Source organism: Streptomyces sp. NPDC028722, from assembly GCF_040637655.1.
GTDB lineage: Bacteria > Actinomycetota > Actinomycetes > Streptomycetales > Streptomycetaceae > Streptomyces.
In genome coordinates, this window is sequence record NZ_JBEZWU010000004.1 from 223,688 (window position 1) to 243,650 (window position 19,963).

At 74.0% G+C, this 19,963-nt stretch carries 17 protein-coding genes; 3 read left to right on the top strand and 14 right to left on the bottom strand.

The genetic code is table 11. From position 1 onward, the window contains the following. Positions 1 to 135: 135 nt before the first annotated feature. The 7 genes from pheT to infC form a co-directional block, all read right to left on the bottom strand. Positions 136 to 2,640, bottom strand: coding sequence for a phenylalanine--tRNA ligase subunit beta (gene pheT / locus AB0F03_RS08640; protein WP_361987863.1), 2,505 nt, complete (start codon positions 2,638 to 2,640; stop codon positions 136 to 138). Further along, positions 2,640 to 3,764 carry a phenylalanine--tRNA ligase subunit alpha gene (gene pheS, locus AB0F03_RS08645; RefSeq protein WP_361987865.1) on the bottom strand — a complete coding sequence of 375 codons (1,125 nt, stop codon included), beginning with the start codon at positions 3,762 to 3,764 and terminating at the stop codon, positions 2,640 to 2,642. The genes pheT and pheS overlap by 1 nt, the downstream gene beginning before the upstream one ends. Before the next feature lie 136 nt (positions 3,765 to 3,900). Next, positions 3,901 to 5,046 carry an ATP-binding protein gene (locus AB0F03_RS08650; protein WP_361987866.1) on the bottom strand — a complete coding sequence of 382 codons (1,146 nt, stop codon included), beginning with the start codon at positions 5,044 to 5,046 and terminating at the stop codon, positions 3,901 to 3,903. 49 nt (positions 5,047 to 5,095) lie between these two features. Continuing rightward, on the bottom strand, positions 5,096 to 5,956 hold the full coding sequence (locus AB0F03_RS08655) for an RNA methyltransferase (RefSeq protein ID WP_361987868.1): 861 nt from the start codon (positions 5,954 to 5,956) through the stop codon (positions 5,096 to 5,098). 230 nt (positions 5,957 to 6,186) lie between these two features. Beyond that, positions 6,187 to 6,570, bottom strand: a complete 384-nt coding sequence (gene rplT, locus AB0F03_RS08660; RefSeq protein WP_361987870.1) for a 50S ribosomal protein L20 — start codon at positions 6,568 to 6,570, stop codon at positions 6,187 to 6,189. A 98-nt stretch (positions 6,571 to 6,668) separates the two neighbouring features. Further along, on the bottom strand, positions 6,669 to 6,863 hold the full coding sequence (rpmI, locus tag AB0F03_RS08665; protein ID WP_003977225.1) for a 50S ribosomal protein L35: 195 nt from the start codon (positions 6,861 to 6,863) through the stop codon (positions 6,669 to 6,671). A 113-nt stretch (positions 6,864 to 6,976) separates the two neighbouring features. Then, the gene (gene infC / locus AB0F03_RS08670) at positions 6,977 to 7,645 is read right to left on the bottom strand and encodes a translation initiation factor IF-3 (protein ID WP_356824703.1); all 669 of its coding nucleotides are present in this window, start codon (positions 7,643 to 7,645) and stop codon (positions 6,977 to 6,979) included. A 362-nt stretch (positions 7,646 to 8,007) separates the two neighbouring features. Between infC and AB0F03_RS08675 the strand changes: the two genes are divergently transcribed. Next, positions 8,008 to 8,364, top strand: coding sequence for a DUF1844 domain-containing protein (locus tag AB0F03_RS08675; protein ID WP_356824699.1), 357 nt, complete (start codon positions 8,008 to 8,010; stop codon positions 8,362 to 8,364). A 22-nt stretch (positions 8,365 to 8,386) separates the two neighbouring features. Here the strand turns inward: AB0F03_RS08675 and AB0F03_RS08680 are convergent, their stop codons facing one another. Beyond that, positions 8,387 to 9,118 carry an SseB family protein gene (locus tag AB0F03_RS08680; protein WP_361987872.1) on the bottom strand — a complete coding sequence of 244 codons (732 nt, stop codon included), beginning with the start codon at positions 9,116 to 9,118 and terminating at the stop codon, positions 8,387 to 8,389. A gap of 345 nt (positions 9,119 to 9,463) precedes the next feature. On the opposite strand from AB0F03_RS08680, the gene AB0F03_RS08685 reads away from it, so the two are divergent. Beyond that, the gene (locus AB0F03_RS08685) at positions 9,464 to 10,207 is read left to right on the top strand and encodes a hypothetical protein (protein WP_361987874.1); all 744 of its coding nucleotides are present in this window, start codon (positions 9,464 to 9,466) and stop codon (positions 10,205 to 10,207) included. Here the strand turns inward: AB0F03_RS08685 and mycP are convergent. Continuing rightward, positions 10,194 to 11,366 carry a type VII secretion-associated serine protease mycosin gene (gene mycP / locus AB0F03_RS08690; RefSeq protein WP_361987876.1) on the bottom strand — a complete coding sequence of 391 codons (1,173 nt, stop codon included), beginning with the start codon at positions 11,364 to 11,366 and terminating at the stop codon, positions 10,194 to 10,196. The genes AB0F03_RS08685 and mycP overlap by 14 nt on opposite strands. Beyond that, positions 11,363 to 12,160, bottom strand: a complete 798-nt coding sequence (locus AB0F03_RS08695) for a hypothetical protein (protein ID WP_361987878.1) — start codon at positions 12,158 to 12,160, stop codon at positions 11,363 to 11,365. The genes mycP and AB0F03_RS08695 overlap by 4 nt, the downstream gene beginning before the upstream one ends. Before the next feature lie 1,646 nt (positions 12,161 to 13,806). On the opposite strand from AB0F03_RS08695, the gene AB0F03_RS08700 reads away from it, so the two are divergent. Further along, positions 13,807 to 15,009 (top strand): amino acid deaminase/aldolase, encoded by a 1,203-nt coding sequence (locus AB0F03_RS08700; RefSeq protein WP_361987880.1) that lies wholly within the window; start codon positions 13,807 to 13,809, stop codon positions 15,007 to 15,009. Here AB0F03_RS08700 and AB0F03_RS08705 read toward each other — a convergent pair. From AB0F03_RS08705 to AB0F03_RS08720, 4 genes are read right to left on the bottom strand one after another with little or no spacing between them, the layout of a single operon-like run. Next, positions 14,942 to 16,252, bottom strand: coding sequence for a haloacid dehalogenase-like hydrolase (locus tag AB0F03_RS08705; protein ID WP_361987882.1), 1,311 nt, complete (start codon positions 16,250 to 16,252; stop codon positions 14,942 to 14,944). The genes AB0F03_RS08700 and AB0F03_RS08705 overlap by 68 nt on opposite strands. Before the next feature lie 25 nt (positions 16,253 to 16,277). Then, entirely contained in the window at positions 16,278 to 17,069 is a 792-nt protein-coding gene (locus tag AB0F03_RS08710; RefSeq protein ID WP_361987884.1) for a 3-oxoacyl-ACP reductase, read from the bottom strand. Further along, a complete protein-coding gene (locus AB0F03_RS08715; protein ID WP_361987886.1) occupies positions 17,066 to 18,475 on the bottom strand; it encodes an aldehyde dehydrogenase family protein in 1,410 nt (469 codons plus the stop codon). The genes AB0F03_RS08710 and AB0F03_RS08715 overlap by 4 nt, the downstream gene beginning before the upstream one ends. Before the next feature lie 49 nt (positions 18,476 to 18,524). Further along, positions 18,525 to 19,883: a glutamine synthetase family protein gene (locus AB0F03_RS08720; RefSeq protein ID WP_361987888.1), complete on the bottom strand. Its 1,359-nt coding sequence runs from the start codon at positions 19,881 to 19,883 to the stop codon at positions 18,525 to 18,527. Between the last annotated feature and the right edge of the window lie 80 nt (positions 19,884 to 19,963).

The window sequence follows — 19,963 nt, forward strand, 5'->3', positions numbered from 1 at the left end:
ACCCGAACGAGTGAGACTCCGCGGGCCGGGCCGCATTTATGCAGCTGACAGGGGGTTCCGCGCGCTCCCGGAGGGGGTGGCGAACGACGCGGCCGGCCACGGGGAACCCGTGGCCGGCCGCGTCGGTGTGCGTGCTCAGCTGCGCAGCGTTGCTCCGGTCAGCTCGCCCGCGAGGGCGACGGCCGCGTCCCGCGCGGCGGACGCCTCGTCCACGGTCAGCGTGCGGTCGGACGCCCGGAACCGCAGCGCGTACGCCAGCGACTTCCGCCCGTCACCCAGCTGCTCGAGGTTCTCGTACACGTCGAACAGCCGGATCGACTCGAGGAGTTCACCCGCGCCCTCACGCAGCGCGGCCTCGACGTCGGCGGCCGGCACGAACTCGTCGACCACGAGGGCGACATCCTGCGTGGCCACCGGGAAGGCCGAGATCCGCGGCCCCTTCACCGGACCCGCGCTCGCCTCCTCCAGCGCGTCCAGGTCCAGCTCCATGGCGCAGGTGCGCGCCGGCAGGCCCAGGGCCTGTACGACCCGCGGGTGCAGCTCGCCGGCGTACCCGACGACCCGCTCGGTGCCGTCCGCCGTGACCGCCAGCTCGGCGCAGCGGCCGGGGTGCCACGGCCCGTACTGGCCCTTGCGGACGATCAGTTCGGTGCCGGTCTCCCGGGCAATGAACCGCGCCGCCTCGACCGCGTCGGCCCAGCCGGCCGGGCGGCCCGCACCCCACCAGCCGGCCTGCTCGCGGGCGCCGGCGAGGACGACGGCGGCGTGCCGGGGCTGGACGGGGAGCGCCTCGGTCAGGGAGGCGATCTCCTCTGCCGTGGGACGCCGGTCGACGGGCAGCCGGACCGCGGCCTTCGCCTCCGCACGCGGATGGAAGACCAGGCCCGTCTCGAAGAGCGCCAGGTCGTGCGAGCCCCGGCCGTCGTTGCGCCGCAGCGCGCTCAGCAGGCCCGGCAGCAGCGTCGTACGCAGCGCCGGTTCCTCGTCGGAGAGCGGGTTGACCAGCGTGACGACCGCGCGCTCGGGGTCGTCCGCCGCCAGGCCCAGCCGGTCCAGGACCTGCTCGCCGATGAACGGGTAGTTCGGTGTTTCGACGTAGCCGGCGCCGGCCAGCGCGCGGCCGACACGGCGGTGCAGCCGCTGCCGCTCGGTCAGGCCGCGGCCCGCGGGGGGCTTGGGCAGCGTGGAGGGCAGGTTCTCGTAGCCCTCCAGGCGGATGACCTCTTCGGCCAGGTCGTTCGGGTCGGTCAGGTCGCCACGCCAGGACGGCACGGTGACGACCAGCTCGTCCTGCCCGTAGACGTCGCAGCCGATCTCCTGGAGGCGGCGGACCACGGTCTCGCGGCCGTACTCCACGCCCGCGACCCGGTCGGGATGGTCGGCGGGGATGGTGATGGTGCGCGGCGCGGAGGGCGCGAGCACCTCGGTGACGCCCGCGTCGGCCGTGCCGCCCGCGAGGAGCACGAGCAGGTCGACGGTCCGCTGGGCGGCCGCCGCGGCGGCCTGCGGGTCGACGCCGCGCTCGAAGCGGCGGGAGGCCTCGGAGGACAGCTTGTGGCGGCGGGCGGTGCGCGCGATGGAGATCGCGTCGAAGTGCGCGGCCTCGATGACGACCTCGCTGGTGCTGCCCTCGGTGTCGTCGATCTCGGTGTGGGCGCCGCCCATGACGCCGGCGAGGCCGATGGGGCCGCGCTCGTCGGTGATGACGAGGTCCTGGGCGTCCAGGGTGCGGGTGACGCCGTCGAGCGTGGTGAGCTGCTCGCCGGCCTCGGCGCGCCGCACGCCGATGGGGCCCTGGACGCGGGCGCGGTCGTACGCGTGCAGGGGCTGGCCCAGCTCCAGCATCACGTAGTTGGTGACGTCCACCGCGAGGGAGATCGGGCGCATGCCGGCCTTCTGGAGCCGACGCTGGAGCCAGATCGGGGAGCGCGCCTCGGGGTCGAGACCGGAGACGGTGCGGGCGGTGAACCGGTCGCAGCCGAAGGGGTCGGAGACCTGGACCGGGTAGCCGTAGGCGTTCGGCGCGGGCACGTCCAGCAGGGCCGGGTCGCGCAGCGGGAGGCCGTAGGCGATGGCGGTCTCGCGGGCGACGCCGCGCAGCGACAGGCAGTAGCCGCGGTCGGGCGTGACGGCGATGTCCAGGACCTCGTCGACCAGTTCGAGCAGCTCGATGGCGTCGGTGCCCGCCTCGTACTCCGGCGGGAGCACGATGATGCCGTGCGTGCCGTCGTCCCCCATGCCCAGCTCGCCCGCGGAGCAGATCATGCCGTGGGAGGTCCTGCCGTAGGTCTTGCGCGCGGAGATCGCGAAGCCGCCGGGCAGCACGGCGCCCGGGAGAACCACGACGACCTTGTCGCCGACGGCGAAGTTGCGGGCGCCGCAGACGATCTCCTGGGGCTCACCGGTGCCGTTGGCCCGGCCGACGTCGACGGTGCAGAAGCGGATCGGCTTCTTGAAGCCCTCCAGCTCCTCGATGGTGAGCACCTGGCCGACGACGAGCGGCCCCTTGAGGTCGGTGCCGAGCTGCTCGACGGTCTCGACCTCGAGGCCGACCGAGATCAGCTTCTCCTGGACGTCGCGCCCGGTCTCCGTCGCCGGCAGGTCGACGTACTCCCGCAGCCAAGAAAGCGGGACCCGCATCAGATCTCCATCCCGAACGGCCGGGTGAACCGGACGTCACCCTCGACCATGTCTCGCATGTCTTCGACGTTGTGGCGGAACATCAGCATCCGCTCGATGCCGAACCCGAAGGCGAAGCCGCTGTACCTCTCGGGGTCGACGCCGCAGGCGGTGAGGACCCGCGGGTTGACCATGCCGCAGCCGCCCAGCTCGATCCAGCCCTCGCTGGAGCAGGTGCGGCAGGGCCGGTCGGGGTTGCCGACGGACTCGCCCTTGCACACGTAGCAGAGCATGTCCATCTCGGCGCTCGGCTCGGTGAAGGGGAAGTAGTTCGGACGCAGCCGGGTCTTCATGTCCGACCCGAACAGCGACTGGACCATGTGGTCCAGGGTGCCCTTGAGGTCGGCCATGGTCAGGCCCTCGTCCACGGCCAGCAGCTCGATCTGGTGGAAGACCGGGGTGTGGGTCGCGTCCAGCTCGTCGGTGCGGTACACGCGGCCGGGGCAGACGATGTAGACCGGCAGCTCGCGCTCCAGCAGGGCGCGGGCCTGCACGGGCGAGGTGTGGGTGCGCAGGATGACACCGGAGTCGCCGTTCTCGCCCTGAGGGCCGTCGACGAAGAAGGTGTCCTGCATCTGCCGGGCCGGGTGGTCCGGGGTGAAGTTGAGGGCGTCGAAGTTGAACCACTCCGCCTCGACCTCGGGGCCCTCGGCGATCTCGTACCCCATGGACACGAAGACGTCCGCGACCCGCTCCATCATGGTGGTCAGCGGGTGCCGGGCGCCGGCCGGGACGCGGTCGTACGGGAGTGTGACGTCCACCGCCTCCTCGACCAGGACGCGGGCGTCCCGCTCGGCCTCCAGCTCCACCTGGCGCGCGGCGAGGGCCTTGTTCACGGCGCCGCGGGCCATGCCGACGCGCTTGCCGGCCTCGGCCTTGGCGTGCGGGGGCAGGGCGCCGATCTCGCGGTTGGCGAGGGCGAGCGGGGAGGCCGGGCCGGTGTGGGCGACCTTCGCCTCGTGGAGCGCGTCGAGGGAGTCCGCGGCGGCGAAGGCGGCGAGCGCCTCGTCCCGCATGCGCTCGATCTCTTCCGGTTTCAACGCCTCGACCTCGACAGGGTCGTACGACTTATTCGGTGCCGACATCTCTTCCCGTACTTCCGATTGGCTGGCGGATGGTCCCCGTCACCGGCTGATGGACAGTGCGTCTGGCCTTTGGGACACAAAGGTGCCAAAGGCCGAGTCTAACGGGGTGGAGGTGTGCGGATGCGCCCGTGGGCCACTAGGCGAGATACGCCGGGGCCGCCACGGGCAGCGTAAAGCGGAACTCGGCGCCGCCGCCGGGGGCGCGGCCGACCGTGATGGTGCCGCCGTGGACCTCGACGATGCCCTTGACGATGTACAGCCCGAGGCCGGTGCCGCCGCGCTTGCTGCCCCGCCAGAAGCGGGTGAAGACGCGGTTCATGGACTCCTCCGGGATGCCGGGCCCCTCGTCGCTCACCGTGACCGACGTGGCTGCGTGCTCGCCGTCCTCGCCCTCGCGGGGGGACGCCGAGGGCGTGACGTCAATGGTGACGGTTCCCGCCCCGTGCCGCACGGCATTTTCGATGAGGTTGCTGAGGACCTGGTCGATCTTGTCGGGGTCGGCCCACAGGGCGGGCAGCGGCTGTTCGACGCGGAGCAGGAAGCGGTCGGCGGGCTGGCCTGCGGCGACGTACGCCTGGATGTGCCGGGACACGGCGGCCCCGATGTCCACGGGCTGGCGGCGCACCTCCAGGCGTCCGGCGTCGATGCGGGAGATGTCGAGGAGCTCGGCGATGAGGCGGGTGACACGGTCGGCGTCGGCGTCGACGGTCTCCAGCATGAGCCGCTTCTGGTCGTCGGTGAAGCGTTCCCACTTGGCGAGAAGGGTGGCGGTGAAGCCCTTCACGGAGGTGAGCGGGGAGCGCAGCTCGTGCGCGACGGTGGCGATCAGCTCGGCGTGGCTGCGCTCGGTACGGCGGCGGGCCTCGGTGTCCCGCAGGGAGACGACCACGCTGCGCACCGGCCCCAGCGGCTCCTCCCGGACGTAGCGGGCGGAGACCAGCACCTCCCGGCCGCCCGGCAGCAGCAGGTTGCGCTCCGGCTGCCGGACCCGGATGGCGAGCCCGCCGTAGGGGTCGGTGAGCTGCCACCAGCGGCGGCCCTCCAGGTCCTCCAGTGGCAGCGCCCGCTCCAGCGGCCGGCCGAGGGCGTCGGCGGCCCGTACGGCGGTGATGCGGGCGGCGGCGGCGTTGAAGCAGACCACGCGGCCGTCCGCGTCGGCGACGACGAGGCCGTCGGGCAGCTGGTCGGGATCGAGACCGAGGGCCGCGTCGCGGTGCCGGGGCGCGGAGGCCCGTCGCGCGTCCCGTCCCTCCGGCGCGGTGCTCGTGCCGGCCACAGTCATCCCCGTACCCCACCTCTCAGACCGCGCAGGCCCCGAGTCGGTCACCCTACTAGCTCTGGGTGACGGATCGGCACCCTCCGGAGGCACGCTGTGCGCGGGCCGACGCATACAGACATACGGCGGCGGCCGTGGCGAGGTTCAGGCTCTCGGCGCGCCCGTGGATGGGGACGCGTACGACGGCGTCGGCGAGGGCGCGGGTCTCCTCCGGGAGCCCCCAGGCCTCGTTGCCGAACACCCACGCGGTCGGCCCGCCCATGGTGCCCCGGTCCAGCTCCTCGTCCAGGTCGCGGTCCCCGGCGCCGTCGGCGGCCAGGATCCGCACCCCCGCGTCCCTCAGTCCCGCCACGGCCCGCTCGACGGGGACGCCGACGGCGACGGGCAGGTGGAAGTGGGAGCCGACGGAGGCCCGCACGGCCTTGGGGTTGTACAGGTCGACGGAGGCGTCGGTGAGGACCACGGCCTCGGCGCCGGCGGCGTCGGCGCAGCGCAGCACCGTGCCGGCGTTGCCGGGGTCGCGCACATGGGCGAGGACGGCGACGAGCCGGGGGCGGGCGGCGAGGATGTCCTCGAAGGGGGTGTCCAGGAACCGGCAGACCCCGACCAGTCCCTGTGGGGTGACGGTGGTGGAGATCTCGGCGATGACCTCCTCGGAGGCCAGGTGCAGCCGGGCGCCCGCGTCCCGCGCCTCCCCCACGATGTCGGCGTAGCGCTCCGCGGCCTCGACGGTGGCGAACAGTTCGACCAGGGTGGCCTGCCCGCCGGACCGGTGCCCGGCGGCCTCCCGTACGGCCTGCGGGCCCTCCGCGAGGAAGAGCCGGTCCTTCCCCCGGAAGTTCCGCTTGGCGAGCCGCCGCGCGGCGCTCACCCGGGCGGACCGGGGGGAGATGAGTTCGGGGGAGACGGGGGGCATCCTCTTACCTTCGAAAACTCGTGTCCGCCGCGGCGGAGACGGGCCGCGACGGCGGATTCAGGCGGTGCCGCACCCCGCTGCGGGGAGGGCGCGGTGTGTCCCGCGCCGCGGCGGACCCGCCCGTGGGACGGCGCGGCCGCCCGTGGCCGCGAGGCGTCGTCGGCAACAGCAGGACCCGCAAGCCGTGCAGCCTGCGGGTCCTTCGGTCACGTCGGCTCCGGGCCGGAACGTCACGCAGCCTTCGGGGCGTTGACGTCCGACGGCAGCGCCTTCTGCGCGACCTCGACGAGCGCCGCGAAGGCGCTGGCGTCGTTCACGGCCAGCTCGGCCAGGATCTTGCGGTCGACCTCGACGTTCGCGACCTTCAGGCCCTGGATGAAGCGGTTGTACGTCATGCCGTTGGCGCGGGCAGCGGCGTTGATGCGCTGGATCCACAGCTGCCGGAAGTCGCCCTTGCGCTTCTTGCGGTCGTTGTAGTTGTAGACCAGCGAGTGGGTGACCTGCTCCTTGGCCTTGCGGTACAGGCGCGAACGCTGACCGCGGTAGCCGGAGGCCTGCTCGAGGATCGCCCGGCGCTTCTTGTGGGCGTTGACTGCCCGCTTGACGCGTGCCACTTGTTAACTCCTTGTAGCGGGGTCGTGGTGATGCTCACACGACCCGGAAACGATTCGGTCCCGGTCCAGACGCACGGCGCTCAGGCGGCGCCGCGGCGTCACTTGCCGAGAAGCTTCTTGATCTTCGCGGCGTCGCCCGGGGCCATCTCGGCGTTGCCGGTGAGGCGACGCGTGACACGGGACGACTTGTGCTCGAGCAGGTGGCGCTTGCCGGCGCGCTCGCGGAGCACCTTGCCGGAGCCGGTGATCTTGAAGCGCTTGCTGGCACCGCTGTGCGACTTGTTCTTCGGCATAGCGCCGTTATCTCCTCGTCGGTGGCGCCCCGGTGCCCGGTCGTGAAACCGGGCACGATGGAGCGTCGCTCATTTCTGTCGGTTACATCCTCGGGGACGCACGTCCCCCGGGATCACGCCTCGGCAGGTTCCTCGGCGGGCACCTCGGCCTGGACCTCGGCCTCGTCGTGCTCGTCGGCCTCGGCGGCGTTCTGCGACTTGCCGGGGTTCGCCTTCGCGTCGGCCTTGCGGGCCTCCTGCGCCTGACGGGCCTCGGCCATCGCCTCGGTCTTCTTCTTGTGCGGACCGAGAACCATGATCATGTTTCGGCCGTCCTGCTTCGGGTTCGACTCGATGAACCCGAGGTCCTGGACGTCCTCCGCGAGACGCTGCAACAGTCGGTAGCCCAGCTCGGGGCGCGACTGCTCACGGCCACGGAACATGATCGTGATCTTGACCTTGTCGCCCTGCTTGAGGAACCGGACGACGTGACCCTTCTTGGTGTCATAGTCGTGCGGGTCGATCTTCGGCCGGAGCTTCATCTCCTTGATGACCGTGTGCGCCTGGTTCTTGCGCGCCTCACGGGCCTTCATGGCCGACTCGTACTTGAACTTGCCGTAGTCCATGAGCTTGCACACGGGCGGACGGGCGGTCGCCGCGACCTCGACCAGGTCCAGGTCGTACTCCTGCGCAAGCTCCAGTGCCTTCGCGAGCGGCACGATGCCGACTTGCTCGCCACTGGGACCGACAAGTCGCACCTCGGGAACGCGAATCCGGTCGTTGATGCGGGGCTCGGCGCTGATGGATCCTCCTCGGTAGCACCACGCGGCGGTCTGGCGGACAGCCGCGTTACGTCTGTGTTCGTAAGACCAACCGCGCCGAGGCACAAAAAATGCCCCGCACGATCACATGCGGGACTCCGAGCACTACCGGAGCACCGCCGCGATGCCGCGGGGCGCACTTTCGGGCGACTCCATCGTCCGTACGGAACGATGGGGGCCGCCTGACCGGATAACCCGCCGTCCCGGAGGATGGTCGGGTGGGAGATCGGAGCCTCCACTTGTGGGCCGCACAAGATGTCCGGCCGGTCGTCTTTCAGACTAGCAGCATCACCTGGCGGGGGCTAATTGAGGGAGGCCCGCCGGGACCACCTATCGTGTGGGGCATGAGTGACACCCCTCCCGAATCCCCCGACTTCGACGCGATGACCCGGGACATCGCCGAGGTCCCCGCCGTCGAGGTGATCGTGACGGTCGCCGTCAACCTGATGAGCGCCGCCGCCGTGAAGCTCGGGCTGAGCGAGGAGGGCGAGTCGTACAAGGACCTGGACGAGGCCCGCAAGCTGATCAGCGCGCTGGCCGGCCTGCTGGACGCGAGCACGACCGAGATCAGCTCCTTCCACGCGGCCCCGCTGCGCGACGGCCTGAAGTCGCTCCAGCTGGCGTTCCGCGAGGCGTCGCTCGTCCCGGACGAGCCGGGCCAGGGACCGGGCGAGAAGTACACCGGCCCCGTCTACGGCTAGTCCGTCCCGCTCGACCACACGTTCATCCGCGCACGTACAGGGGCTCGCCCGGCGGCGTGGTCCCGGCCGGCAGCAGTGCCAGGTCGAGGCCGCGTACCAGGCGGGCCCGCAGTGTCTCGTCGGCCGCCAGGCGTTCGGCGACCGCCCGGGCGGCCTCGGCGGGCGCAACCGCCGGGTCGAGGACGAGCGCGAGGACGCCGTCGGCCCGCCCGGGCCCGAGGTGGGCGCGGAGCACGGCGGGTTCCGCCGCCACCGCCGCACGGACGGCCTCGACGACCGCCGGGTCGGCGAGCGGGTCGATGCTGGTGCGGCCCTCGGCGAGGGCGAGCAGCGCCGGGCCGGTCAGCTCGAACGGCACCGGGCCGGCGAGGTCCAGCACGACCGTGTCGGCCTTCTCGTGCGCCGCGGCCTCAAGCGCCTGGTGCAGGGGTACGGCGACCGGGCGGGCCGCGGGGTCCCAGCGGGCCAGGGAGTCGGTGGAGGTGAAGGCGGGCAGCGCGGTGCGGTCGCCGGCCTTCAGGGTGGGGACGGCCATGTCGCTGGTCTTCTCGCGGCGCAGCCCGTTCTCGTCCTCCTCCACCTCGCCGAGCACGGCGACGACGGGGACGAGCAGGCGGGCGCCCTTGAGCGCCTCCAGGACGGGCCCGAGGGCACCGCGGTCCTCGGCCCAGGCGGCGAGGGCGGCGCTCAGCCGGGGGTCGGCGGAGCCGTCGTCGCCGGAGAAGCCGGGGTCGGGGATGTTCTTGTTCGCCACGGTCACCGACCCTATCGGGGGGAGGCCGCCGGCCGGCCGCGGGGCCGGTGACACCCCGCTCACAGGAATCCCGGCATTCCCTGACGTGGCCCTCGGCCCGGCCCCAGGGGGCGCGCAGTCCGCGCCCCGAGCATCGCGGGCATGGAACTCACCCGAGCCCGCCGTCGCCGCCGCGCGCGCCCGGCGCCGTCCCCTCCTGTGTGCCGCGCTCGCCGTCGTCGCCGTGGGCGGGGTCACCGCCGGCGGCGCGGTCCGCGTGCGGGAGCGGGCGCGCTCGGGGACCGCGGCCGTATCGTCGGCGGCGACACTCCCGGCCTCCCCCTCGGGGCGGGCGAGGAGGCGTCGGTGGAACCCGTCACAGAACCCGCGGTGGACCGGGACGCGCTGCTGTCCGGGGCGATGGCGCGGGTGGCCGTGCCGTCCGGGGCGCGGGTGTCGGTGGCGGTGCTGGAGACGGACACGGGTGGCAGCGCCGTGTACGGCGACGCGGCCTTCGACACCGCGAGCATCGTCAAGGTCGACATCCTGGCCGCGCTGCTGCTCCGGGCCCAGGACGCGGGTCGGGGGCCGACGGCGGCCGAGCGGGCGTACGCCACGAAGATGATCGAGAGCAGCGACAACGCGTCCGTGACGGCGCTGTGGCACACGATCGGGGGCGCGGTCGGCCTGGACGCGGCCGACGCACGCTTCGGCCTGAGCGCGACCTTCGGCGGCGCGGACGGGCTGTGGGGGCTGACGCGGACGACGGCCGCGGACCAACTCATCCTGCTGCGGCAGGTGTTCGGGGAGGACTCCCGGCTGAGCGCGGCCTCCCGCACCTATGTGCGGGGGCTGATGGAGTCGGTCCGGGCGGACCAGCGGTGGGGGGTGTCGGCCGCCGCCCGGGGCACCTCCCCGGCGCTGAAGAACGGTTGGCTGCCGCGCGGCACGACGGGGCTGTGGGACGTGAACAGCGTCGGCCGGGTGACGGTGGACGGCACCGGCTGCCTGGTGGCGGTGCTGTCGGACGGCACCCGGAGCCAGACGGAGGGCATCGCGCTGGTGGAGGCGGCGGCGAAGGCGGCCGTCTCCGCGTTCACCGCCGGCTGAGCCGTCTCTTCCTGCCGCCCCGCCACAGGACGACGCCCGCGACCAGCATGACCCCGCCGGCGCCGCCCGCCAGCGGGCCCGCCCAGCCGGAGGCCGAGGACGCGGTTCCGGGGACGTCGGGGCCGGTACCGAAGTACCGCTCGCCGTACGACGCCGGGCGCAGACGCTGCGGCTTCAGGCGGGCCGCCGACTCCAGGGCCGCCGCCGGGTCGATCATCCCGAAGCCCCGGGAGTCGTCCCGGCCGCCCACCGGCGCGTCCCGCGCGGTGTCCTCCAGCAGCTTCTTGATCTGCGCCGGGGCCAGCGCGGGGTGGGCGGACCGGATGAGCGCCGCCGCGCCGGAGACGAACGCGGACGCGGCGCTCGTACCCCAGCCCTCGTAGTACTTGTGGTCGGGGTCGGCGATGATGACGTCGACGCCGGGCGCGCTGACCGCCGCGTACCAGCGGCGGGTGGAGAACGAGGCGCGCGTGCCGTAGCGGTCGACGGCGGTGGCCGCGATGACGCCCGGATAGGCGGCCGGGTAGGAGACGTGGTCGCCCTTGTCGCCGCCGTTGCCCGCGGACGCCACGACGACCACGCCCTTCTTCAGGGCGTACTGCACGGCCTCGTCCTCGCCGGGCTCCGGATGCGCGGAGTCGGAGTCGTCGCCGAGGGAGAGGTTGATGACGTCGGCGCCGTGGTCGGCGGCCCAGCGGATGCCGTCGGCGAGGGCGCTGCCACGCTCGGTACGGGCCTTGGCGCGGGCCGGGTCGCCGTCCTCCAGGATCACCCGCACGGGCAGGATCCTCGCCTCGGGGGCGACGCCCATGACGCCGTCGGTGTCGCCGGGGCCGTGGCCGTGCCCGGCGATGATCCCGGCCATGGCGGTGCCGTGCCGGGCCCACGTGCGGTCTCCGGGACCCGCACCGAAACCGATCATGTCCTTGGCGGGCAGGACGTTTCCGGCGAGGTCCGGGTGATCGGCCTCGACGCCGGTGTCCAGGACGGCGACGGTGACACCCCGGCCTTTGGTGGTCCGCCAGACCCGGTCCAGGTGGAGGGCGGACAGGGCCCACTGCCGGTCGCGGATGCCGTCGGCGTGGGCGGTGGTGGCCGGCAGCAGGGCGAGGGAGCCGGCGAGGAGTAGGCTCAGCGCCGCCGCGCGGATGTGCGTCATGCGGGCTTCTCCGAGGCTGTGCCGACGGTCTTGCGCAGGCGCCGTTCGATGCGGTCGGCCAGGCCCTGGGCCTCGTTGCCGAGGCCGGCCTGGGCCGGTGCCGTGGCCGCGCCGGAGCCGACGGCGTCCGCGGCGGGCTGGGGGGCGTCGACGGTACGGCCGTCGGCCCAGCCGGAGATGGCGTAGGCGACGACGGGGGCGTCGGTGAGGACGGAGATCGTCCAGGACGCGCGCTGGCGGTCGCCGAACGCGGCGGCGGCCGTGCCCGGGGCGGCGTACGGCCGGGGCATCAGGTCGGCGCGCCGGTCCAGGTGCTCGGTGCGGAAGCGGGCGGCGAGCGCGGACATGGCGGCGGGGTCGGCCTCGGTGAACAGCAGGCCGACGGTGGTGACATGGCTCTGGGTGGCGTCGGTGTAGGTGGCGCGGAGCAGCCGCCGGCAGCCGACGGGGGCGAGGACCTTGCCCAGCAGCGGGTCGAAGGCGTGGGCGCAGCCGCTGTCCGGGGCGACGGCGATCCGGGTCCAGGTGCGGTCGGCTCCGCCGGGACCGGCGCCGGTGCCCTGGACGGTGGGCGGGAACAGCCCGTCCACGGGCACGCTGTGCCAGAGCGTCCCGGCGGCCGTGTACGCGTCGGCGGAGGCGTGGTCCCCGCCGTCCCCGGTGAGCCAACTCCCGGTGACGGCACCACCGATGAGGCCGAGACCGAGCACGAGGCAGGCGGCGGCAGCGGCGGTGCGCGGCCCGAGACGGCCGGGCGTCCGCTCGCCGAACGCCTCGGGCACCGCGAACGTCACGACGGGACGGGTGGCCGGGGCGGCACTCCAGGAGTGGGCCGGATCGGGCGGGGAGCCCGCGGGGCGGGCGGGCGCCGGCGGACTCCAGGCGCCGGACACGGGCTCGGCGGACCCGCCCCGGACACGCTCATCACCGGCACCGGCCACCCCACCGACGCCGCCACGAGATCCCCGCGCGGTCCCCGCGGGCGTCGTCGCGTCGGGCCGCCCCGACGCGGGGGGCGTGGCCGGCCTGGAAGGCGCGGAGGGTACGGGGGGTGCGGAGGGCATCGGGGGTGCGGAGGCGGGGCGCCGGGGTTGCGGGGGTGCGGAGGGGGGCGACGACGGCGAGGGGGCCGAGGACGTCGGGCGGGGTGCGGAAGGGGGTGACGACGCCGAGGACGCCGGGCGGATCGGGCGGAGCCGGGCCGTCGTCTCCGACATGGTCTCCGCCGGGGCGCCGCCCTGCCCCCGGGACTCCCTGCCGGGGCGCGACCGGGCGGTCACCCCGGAGGCCGTCTCCGACGGGGTCTCCCCCGCGGCGACCGGGGCCGCCTGGGCTGCGGGGCGCTCGCCGTCCGCGGGGGCTGCCCGGCCTGCCGGGACCGTCGGGCTTGCCGGCGTCATCGGGCCCGGCACGGCCGCCGGGGCCGCGAGGCCTGCCGGGGTCGCCGGGCGGCCGGGCGACGCCGTCCGCCCTGCCGGAGCCGCGGGGCCTGCCGAGGCCGCCTGACCCGCTGGAGGCGTCTGATCTGCGGAGGTCACCGGACCTGCCGGGACAGTGCGGCCTGCCCAGGCCGCCTGACCTGCCGGGGTCGCCGGACCTGCCCAGGTGGCCGGGCCTGACCGTGGGGGCCGGGCTGCCGAAAGCCCCTGTGCCCCCCGTCCCTCCGGGGTCCGCTGTTCCCCCGAGGCCCTCGGGACCGCCGAGGCCCCCCGGACCTCCCGGGCCCCCTGCCCTGCCCGGGTCTCCTGGCCTGACGAGGTCATCGGGCCGGACCCGCTCACCGGGGTCGTCGGGGCCGAGCCTGCCGCCTCTGCGGGTCGGCGGGACGGCCGCGGTGGGACAGGGGCGCCGCGGTCAGGTTGGTGTCCGGGGTTCGGTGGGGCGTCGGGGAAGCGGGCCGAGGCGGGAGGCGGCGGCGGGCTCACGGGGTCGGCGACCTCGGGTACGGCCCGGCCGGGCCGTGGGTGCGAGGTGCGGGGGGTGAAGACCGAGGGTTCGTCGTCGGGGTCGAAGGGGTCGCCGGTGAGTGGCGCGGAGGCCGGGCGGGCGGGGGTGGAGCGGGCCGGCGGATGCTGTGCACCGGGCGGGAGCGGCCCGGTGCCGGCGGGCTGTCCGGGCGGGCTCGACGGACGTCGCGGGACGGGAGCGTGCCGCGCTTCCGTGCTCATGCACTCCCCGTTTCCTCGTGCCCGGGCCGTTTGTCGTACGCGGGCCGTTGTGCTGCTCGGCCGCGCCCGGTACGGAAGCTCCCGTCGGGCACGCATACCCGTACGGCCGGACCGGCATCCCGGTTCAGACGGGTGTGCCGGGCGCGTCGCGCCGTACGTGCGCGTCACTCTACGGGTTGGCGGGGGCCGGGACGGAACCGGTGCGCGGGCACGCGGCATCTGCCCGGAACATCCCTCTACCCTGCGGTAATCCTGTCTGGCAGTCTTCCGTCATGACTGCGCGCGCCGCTGACCGGGCCCGTTACGACCGGGCCACCGCCCATCTCGACGCCCCTCTCGCGATCGTGGACCTGGACGCGTTCGACGCCAACGCCGCCGACCTGGTCCGCCGTGCCGGGGGCAAGCCCGTCCGCGTCGCCAGCAAGTCGGTACGCTGCCGGGCCCTGCTGGAACGGGTCCTGGCCCGGGACGGCTTCCAGGGCATCATGTCGTTCACCCTGGCGGAGTCGCTGTGGCTGGCGCGGTCGGGGTTCGAGGACATCCTGCTGGCCTATCCGTCGGCCGACCGCACCGGGTTCGCGGAGCTGGCCGCCGATCCGAAACCGGCCGGTGCCGTCACGGTGATGGTCGACGACCCGGCGCAGCTGGACCTCATCGACGCCGCCCGCGACGGCGGGCGCGAAGTGGTGCGCGTGTGCCTGGAGTTGGACACCTCGCTGCAACTGCTCGGCGGCCGGGTACGGGTGGGCGCCCGGCGCTCGCCCCTGCGCTCCCCCGCCCAACTCGCCGAGCTGGCACGCTCGGTGGCCCGGCGGCCGGGATTCCGGCTGGTGGGGATCATGGCGTACGAGGGGCATGTCGCCGGGGTCGGGGACGCGGTGGCCGGGCGGCCGCTGCGCTCGCGGGCGATCCGGCTGATGCAGGCCGCCGCCCGGCGGGAGCTGGCCGAGCGGCGGGCCGCGGTCGTGCGGGCGGTGCGGGCCGTCGTGCCGGACCTGGAGTTCGTCAACGGCGGCGGTACGGGCAGCGTGCAGCACACGGCCGCCGAGGACGCGGTGACGGAGATCGCGGCCGGTTCGGGGCTGTACGTGCCGCGCCTGTTCGACAACTACACCTCGTTCACGGGCCGGCCGGCCGCCCTCTTCGCCCAGCCGGTCGTACGGCGGCCCGGCGTGGGTGTCGTCACCGTGCTGGGCGGCGGCTATCCGGCCTCCGGCGCCGCCGGCCGCGACCGGCTGCCGGTGCCGTATCTGCCGGAGGGGCTGGCGTACGACCCGCAGGAGGGCCCCGGCGAGGTGCAGACCCCGCTGCTCGGCTCGCCCGCCGACGACCTGCTCGTCGGCGACAAGGTGTGGTTCCGGCACGCCAAGGCGGGTGAGCTGTGCGAGCGGTTCGACACGCTGCACCTCATCGAGGGGGACGCGGTGACGGCGGCGGTGCCGACCTACCGCGGCGAGGGGCGGACGTTCCTGTGAGGGCCGGTCGGTAGACCGTGTCCGGCTGGTCCGGCACCACCGAGCCGTCCGGGCGGCGGAGCGGTCCGTGCGTGCCGTCGGGCGCGGTGTACGCCGTCGTCGCGCAGGGATAGGGGGCGGGCCGGCGTGGCAGCGGGGCGAGGAACATGGGGTTGACCAGCCAGCGGCCGTCCGCGTCGTCGTACGCCCGGCACATCAGCTCGGGCTTGTTGCGGTTGATCACGAGGTGGGCGCCGGTGGCGTCCCCGACGAAGGTGACGTCGGTGTCGGCGTCCCCGGCGGCGAGGGCGGGCCGGCGCTCGCGGGGCTGCCGCTGCCAGGCCCGCGCGCCCCGGACGCCGTACACCTGCTCGTCGAGCAGGCAGCGCTTGCCGTCGATGTACGGGATGACCGTGCCCCGGCCGTCCGGGACGCCGCCGCAGCCCTCGGTGCGCACGGTGATCCGGCCCCGGCGGTCGAGGACCGGGCGGATGGCGAGCGTGTGCGCGGCGTCCACACCCACCGCGCGGGACCAGACCTCGGTGACGGGCTCGACGCCGGCCGAGACGACGTACACCCGGAAGCCGGCCCGGTGCAGGGTGTCGATCAGGGCGCGCTGCGGGTCGTAGTAGCGGACGTAGGCGGGGACCGTGTGGGTGCCGAGGGCGCGGGTCGCGCCGACGGGGGCGGCCAGGGCCTCGCGGCGGGCGGCGCGGGCGTAGGAGGCGAGGTCGGCGGGGGTGCGGCCGGCGAAGAGCGGGGACACCCAGGCGTACTGCGGGACGGTACGGCGGTGGTTCCAGTGGCCGGCGAAGGCGGGGGCGCCGCTCATGGTGGTGCCGTTGTCGCGGATCTCCACGATCTCGTCCGTGCAGCGGGGCCGGGCCGAGGTCGGCAGGGACGTGCCGGCGCCGGTGCCGCAGGCTGCGGTGAGGGCGCGGTCGGCGGCATCCGTCAGCCAGGCGCTGGTGTCCTTCCAGCGGGCCGGGCGCGGCAGGCGGTCGTGGCGCAGGGCCCAGGAGAGGGTGGCGTCGGTGACGTCGTTCCTGGTGACCGTGTTGTCCCAGTCGAATGCGGCGACCGCTCCGGTGTGTCCCGAGCAGGTGCCGTAGGCGTCGATGACCTGTTGCAGGCGGGCGCGGTTGCCGCCGTACCAACTGCCGTGCAGGCGCGGGCAGTCGGCGGGGTGTGCCGTCGTCGGCGCGGTGGGCGCGGCCGCCAGTGCGGCGGCCGCTGCCAGGAGCCACGCGAGGTGCTGTCGCATATGCGCGGACCGTACACCTTCGTCCCTACAGTGGGGTGACGTACGCGCCCGAGATGCCGCCGTCCACCAGGAAGTCGGTGGCGTTGACGAAGGAGGAGTCGTCGCTGGCCAGGAAGGCGACGGCGGCGGCGATCTCCTCCGCCTCGGCGAACCGGCCGACCGGGATGTGCACCAGGCGGCGCGCGGCCCGCTCGGGGTCCTTGGCGAACAGCTCCCGGAGCAGCGGGGTGTTCACCGGGCCCGGGCACAGGGCGTTCACCCGGATGCCCTCGCGGGCGAACTGCACGCCCAGCTCGCGGGACATGGCGAGGACGCCGCCCTTGGAGGCCGTGTAGGAGATTTGCGAGGTGGCCGCTCCCATCCGCGCCACGAAGGACGCCGTGTTGATGATGGAGCCCTTGCCCTGGCGGCGCATGTAGGGCAGGGCGGCCTTGCAGCACAGGTAGACGGAGGTGAGGTTGACCTCCTGGACGCGTTTCCAGGCCTCCAGGCCGGTCTCCAGGATGGAGTCGTCGTCGGGCGGGGAGATGCCGGCGTTGTTGAAGGCGATGTCGACGCTGCCGTACGTGTCGTACGCCGTCCGGAACAGCGTCTCGACCTGCTCGGGGTCGGTGACGTCGGTCTGCACGAAGAGCCCGCCGGTCTCGTCGGCGGCGGCCCTGCCCCGGGCCTCGTCCACGTCGGCGCAGACGACGTGGGCGCCCTCGGAGGCGAGCCGGCGGGCGGCGGCGAGTCCGATGCCGCTGCCGGCTCCGGTGACGACGGCGGTACGGCCGGCCAGACGGCGGCAGACGGTGTCGGTGTGCTGAGCGGTCACTGTGCGGGGCCCTCCGTGCTGAGGAAGACGTTCTTGGTCTCGGTGAAGGCGGTCAGGGCGTCGGGGCCGAGTTCGCGGCCGAGGCCGGACTGTTTGAAGCCGCCGAACGGGGTCCAGTAGCGGACGCTGGAGTGGGAGTTGACGGACAGGTTGCCCGCGCGGACGGCCCGGGACAGGCGCAGGGCGCGGCCCAGGTCCCGGGTCCACAGGGACCCGGAGAGGCCGTAGGGGGTGTCGTTGGCGAGGCGGACGGCGTCCTCCTCGTCGGTGAAGGGCAGCAGTACGGCGACGGGGCCGAAGATCTCCTCGCGGGCGGCCCTGCCGCCCGGCCGCTCGCCGGTGAGGACGGTCGGCGGGAACCAGAAGCCGGGGCCGTCGGGGGCGCTGCCGCGCAGCGCGGGGGCGTCCCCGGGGACGTAGGAGCGGACGCGGTCGAGTTGCCGCCGGGAGATCAGCGGGCCCATCCCGGTCCGCTCGTCGGCGGGATCGCCCACGACGACGGCGGCCAGCGCGCCGGCGAGGAACTCGCGGGCCTCCTCGTACACCGTCTCCTGGACGAGGATCCGGGTGCGGGCGCAGCAGTCCTGGCCGGAGTTGTCCAGGAAGGAGAACGGGTCGAGGGCGGCTTCGAGGTCGGCGTCGGCGAAGACGACGTTGGGGCTCTTGCCGCCGAGTTCCAGGGTGACCGGTTTGACCAGGCGGGCGCAGCGCTCCATGACCTCGCGGCCGGTGCGGGTGGAGCCGGTGAACACGATCTTGGCGACGTCCGGGTGGTCCACCAGGGCGCGGCCGGCGGTGTGGCCGTGACCGGGCAGCACCTGGAAGACGTGCTCGGGCAGGCCCGCCTCCAGGGCGAGCGCGGCGAGCCGGAGCGCGGTGAGCGGGGTGGTCTCGGCGGGCTTGAGGACGACCGCGTTGCCGGCGGCCAGGGCGGGGAAGGAGCCCCAGGCGGCGATCGGCATGGGGAAGTTCCACGGGGCGATCACGCCGATCACGCCCAGGGGTTCCTGGAAGGTGACGTTCCAGCCGCCGGGCACCGGGATCTGCCGGCCGAGCAGGCGTTCGGCGCCACCGGCCGCGTAGAGGAGCAGGTCGCGGGCGTTGCCGGCCTCCCAGCGGGCGTTGCCGATGGTGTGGCCGGCCTCCCGGACCTCCAGCCGGGCGAGTTCCTCGGTGTGGGTGTCGACGACGTCGGCGAACCGGCGGAGCAGGCGGGCCCGGTCGGCGGGGGCGAGGGCGGCCCACCCGGCCTGGGCGCGGCCGGCCCGTACGACGGCGGCGTGCACGTCCTCGGCGGTGGCGGCGGGGACGGTGGCGACGACCTCCTCCGTGGCGGGGTTGAGGATCTCCAGCTCGTGCGGGTCGTGCGGGTCTTGCGGGCCGGGCGACTCGTGGGGGTCGGACACGTGAGGACCTTTCACAGGCGACGGCGCGTGACTGGCGTGCGGGGGCGGCTCACAGGCGTTCGAAGGAGCGGCGCAGCTCCCAGTCGGTGACCGCGGCGTCGAAGGCCGCCAGCTCCACGCGCGCCATGTTGCGGTAGTGGGCGACGACCTCGTCGCCGAAGGCGGCCCGGGCGATCGGGCTGTTCTCCCAGAGTTCGGCGGCCTCGCGCAGGGTGGTGGGCACGTGCGCGAAGCCGGCGGTGTAGGCGTTGCCGGCGCAGGGTTCGGGGAGTTCCAGCTTCTGCTCGATGCCGTACAGACCGGCCGCGACCAGTCCCGCGACGGCGAGGTGGGGGTTGACGTCACCGCCGGGCAGGCGGTTCTCGAAGCGCAGGGAACGGCCGTGGCCGACCACGCGCAGGGCGCAGGTGCGGTTGTCGTGCCCCCAGGCGACGGCGGTGGGGGCGAAGGAACCCGGCTGGAACCGCTTGTAGGAGTTGATGTTGGGGGCGTAGAGGAGCGAGAAGTCGCGCAGGGCGGCGAGCTGTCCGGCGAGGAAGTACCGCATCACCTCGGACATCCCGTCGGGCCCGGCCATGGCGTTGTTCCCGTCGGCGTCCGCGAGGGAGAGGTGGATGTGGCAGGAGTTGCCCTCGCGCTCGTTGTACTTCGCCATGAAGGTGATCGACACCCCCTCCTGCGCGGCGATCTCCTTGGCGCCCGTCTTGTACAGGGCGTGCTGGTCGCAGGTGACGAGGGCCTCGTCGTAGCGGAAGACGATCTCGTGCTGGCCGGGGTTGCACTCGCCCTTGGCGGACTCCACGGTGAGGCCGGCGCCGGCCATGTCGTTGCGCAGGCGGCGCAGCAGGGGCTCGATGCGGCCGGTGCCGAGGATGGAGTAGTCGATGTTGTACTGGTTGGCCGGGGTCAGGCCGCGGTAGCCGGCGTCCCAGGCCTGCTCGTAGCTGTCCCGGAAGACGATGAACTCCAGCTCGGTGCCCGCCTGGGCGGTGTAGCCGAGTTCCGCCAGCCGCTCCAGCTGGCGGCGCAGGATCTGCCGCGGGGCGGCAACGACCGGGGAGCCGTCCTCCCAGGCGAGGTCGGCGAGGAGCAGGGCGGTGCCCGGGTGCCAGGGGACGCGGCGCAGGGTGGCCGGGTCGGGGCGCAGGGCGAAATCGCCGTAGCCGCGCTCCCAGGAGGACATCGCGTAGCCGTCGACGGTGTTCATCTCGGTGTCGACGGCGAGCAGGTAGTTGCAGCCCTCGGTGCCGTGGTGCAGGACCTCGTCGAGGAAGAAGCGGGCGGCGAACCGCTTGCCCTGGAGGCGCCCTTGCATGTCGGGGAAGGCCAGGACGACAGTGTCGATCTCACCGCCCGCGACGAGGGCGTGCAGTTCCTCGACGCTGAGCGGGGCTGTGCGGACTGCCACGGGAGAGCCTCCTTCGGCGCCATCGCGCTTCTCGGCCGGGCCGGGAACCATAAGGTATTGCTGAGAACCATTGCTTGGGA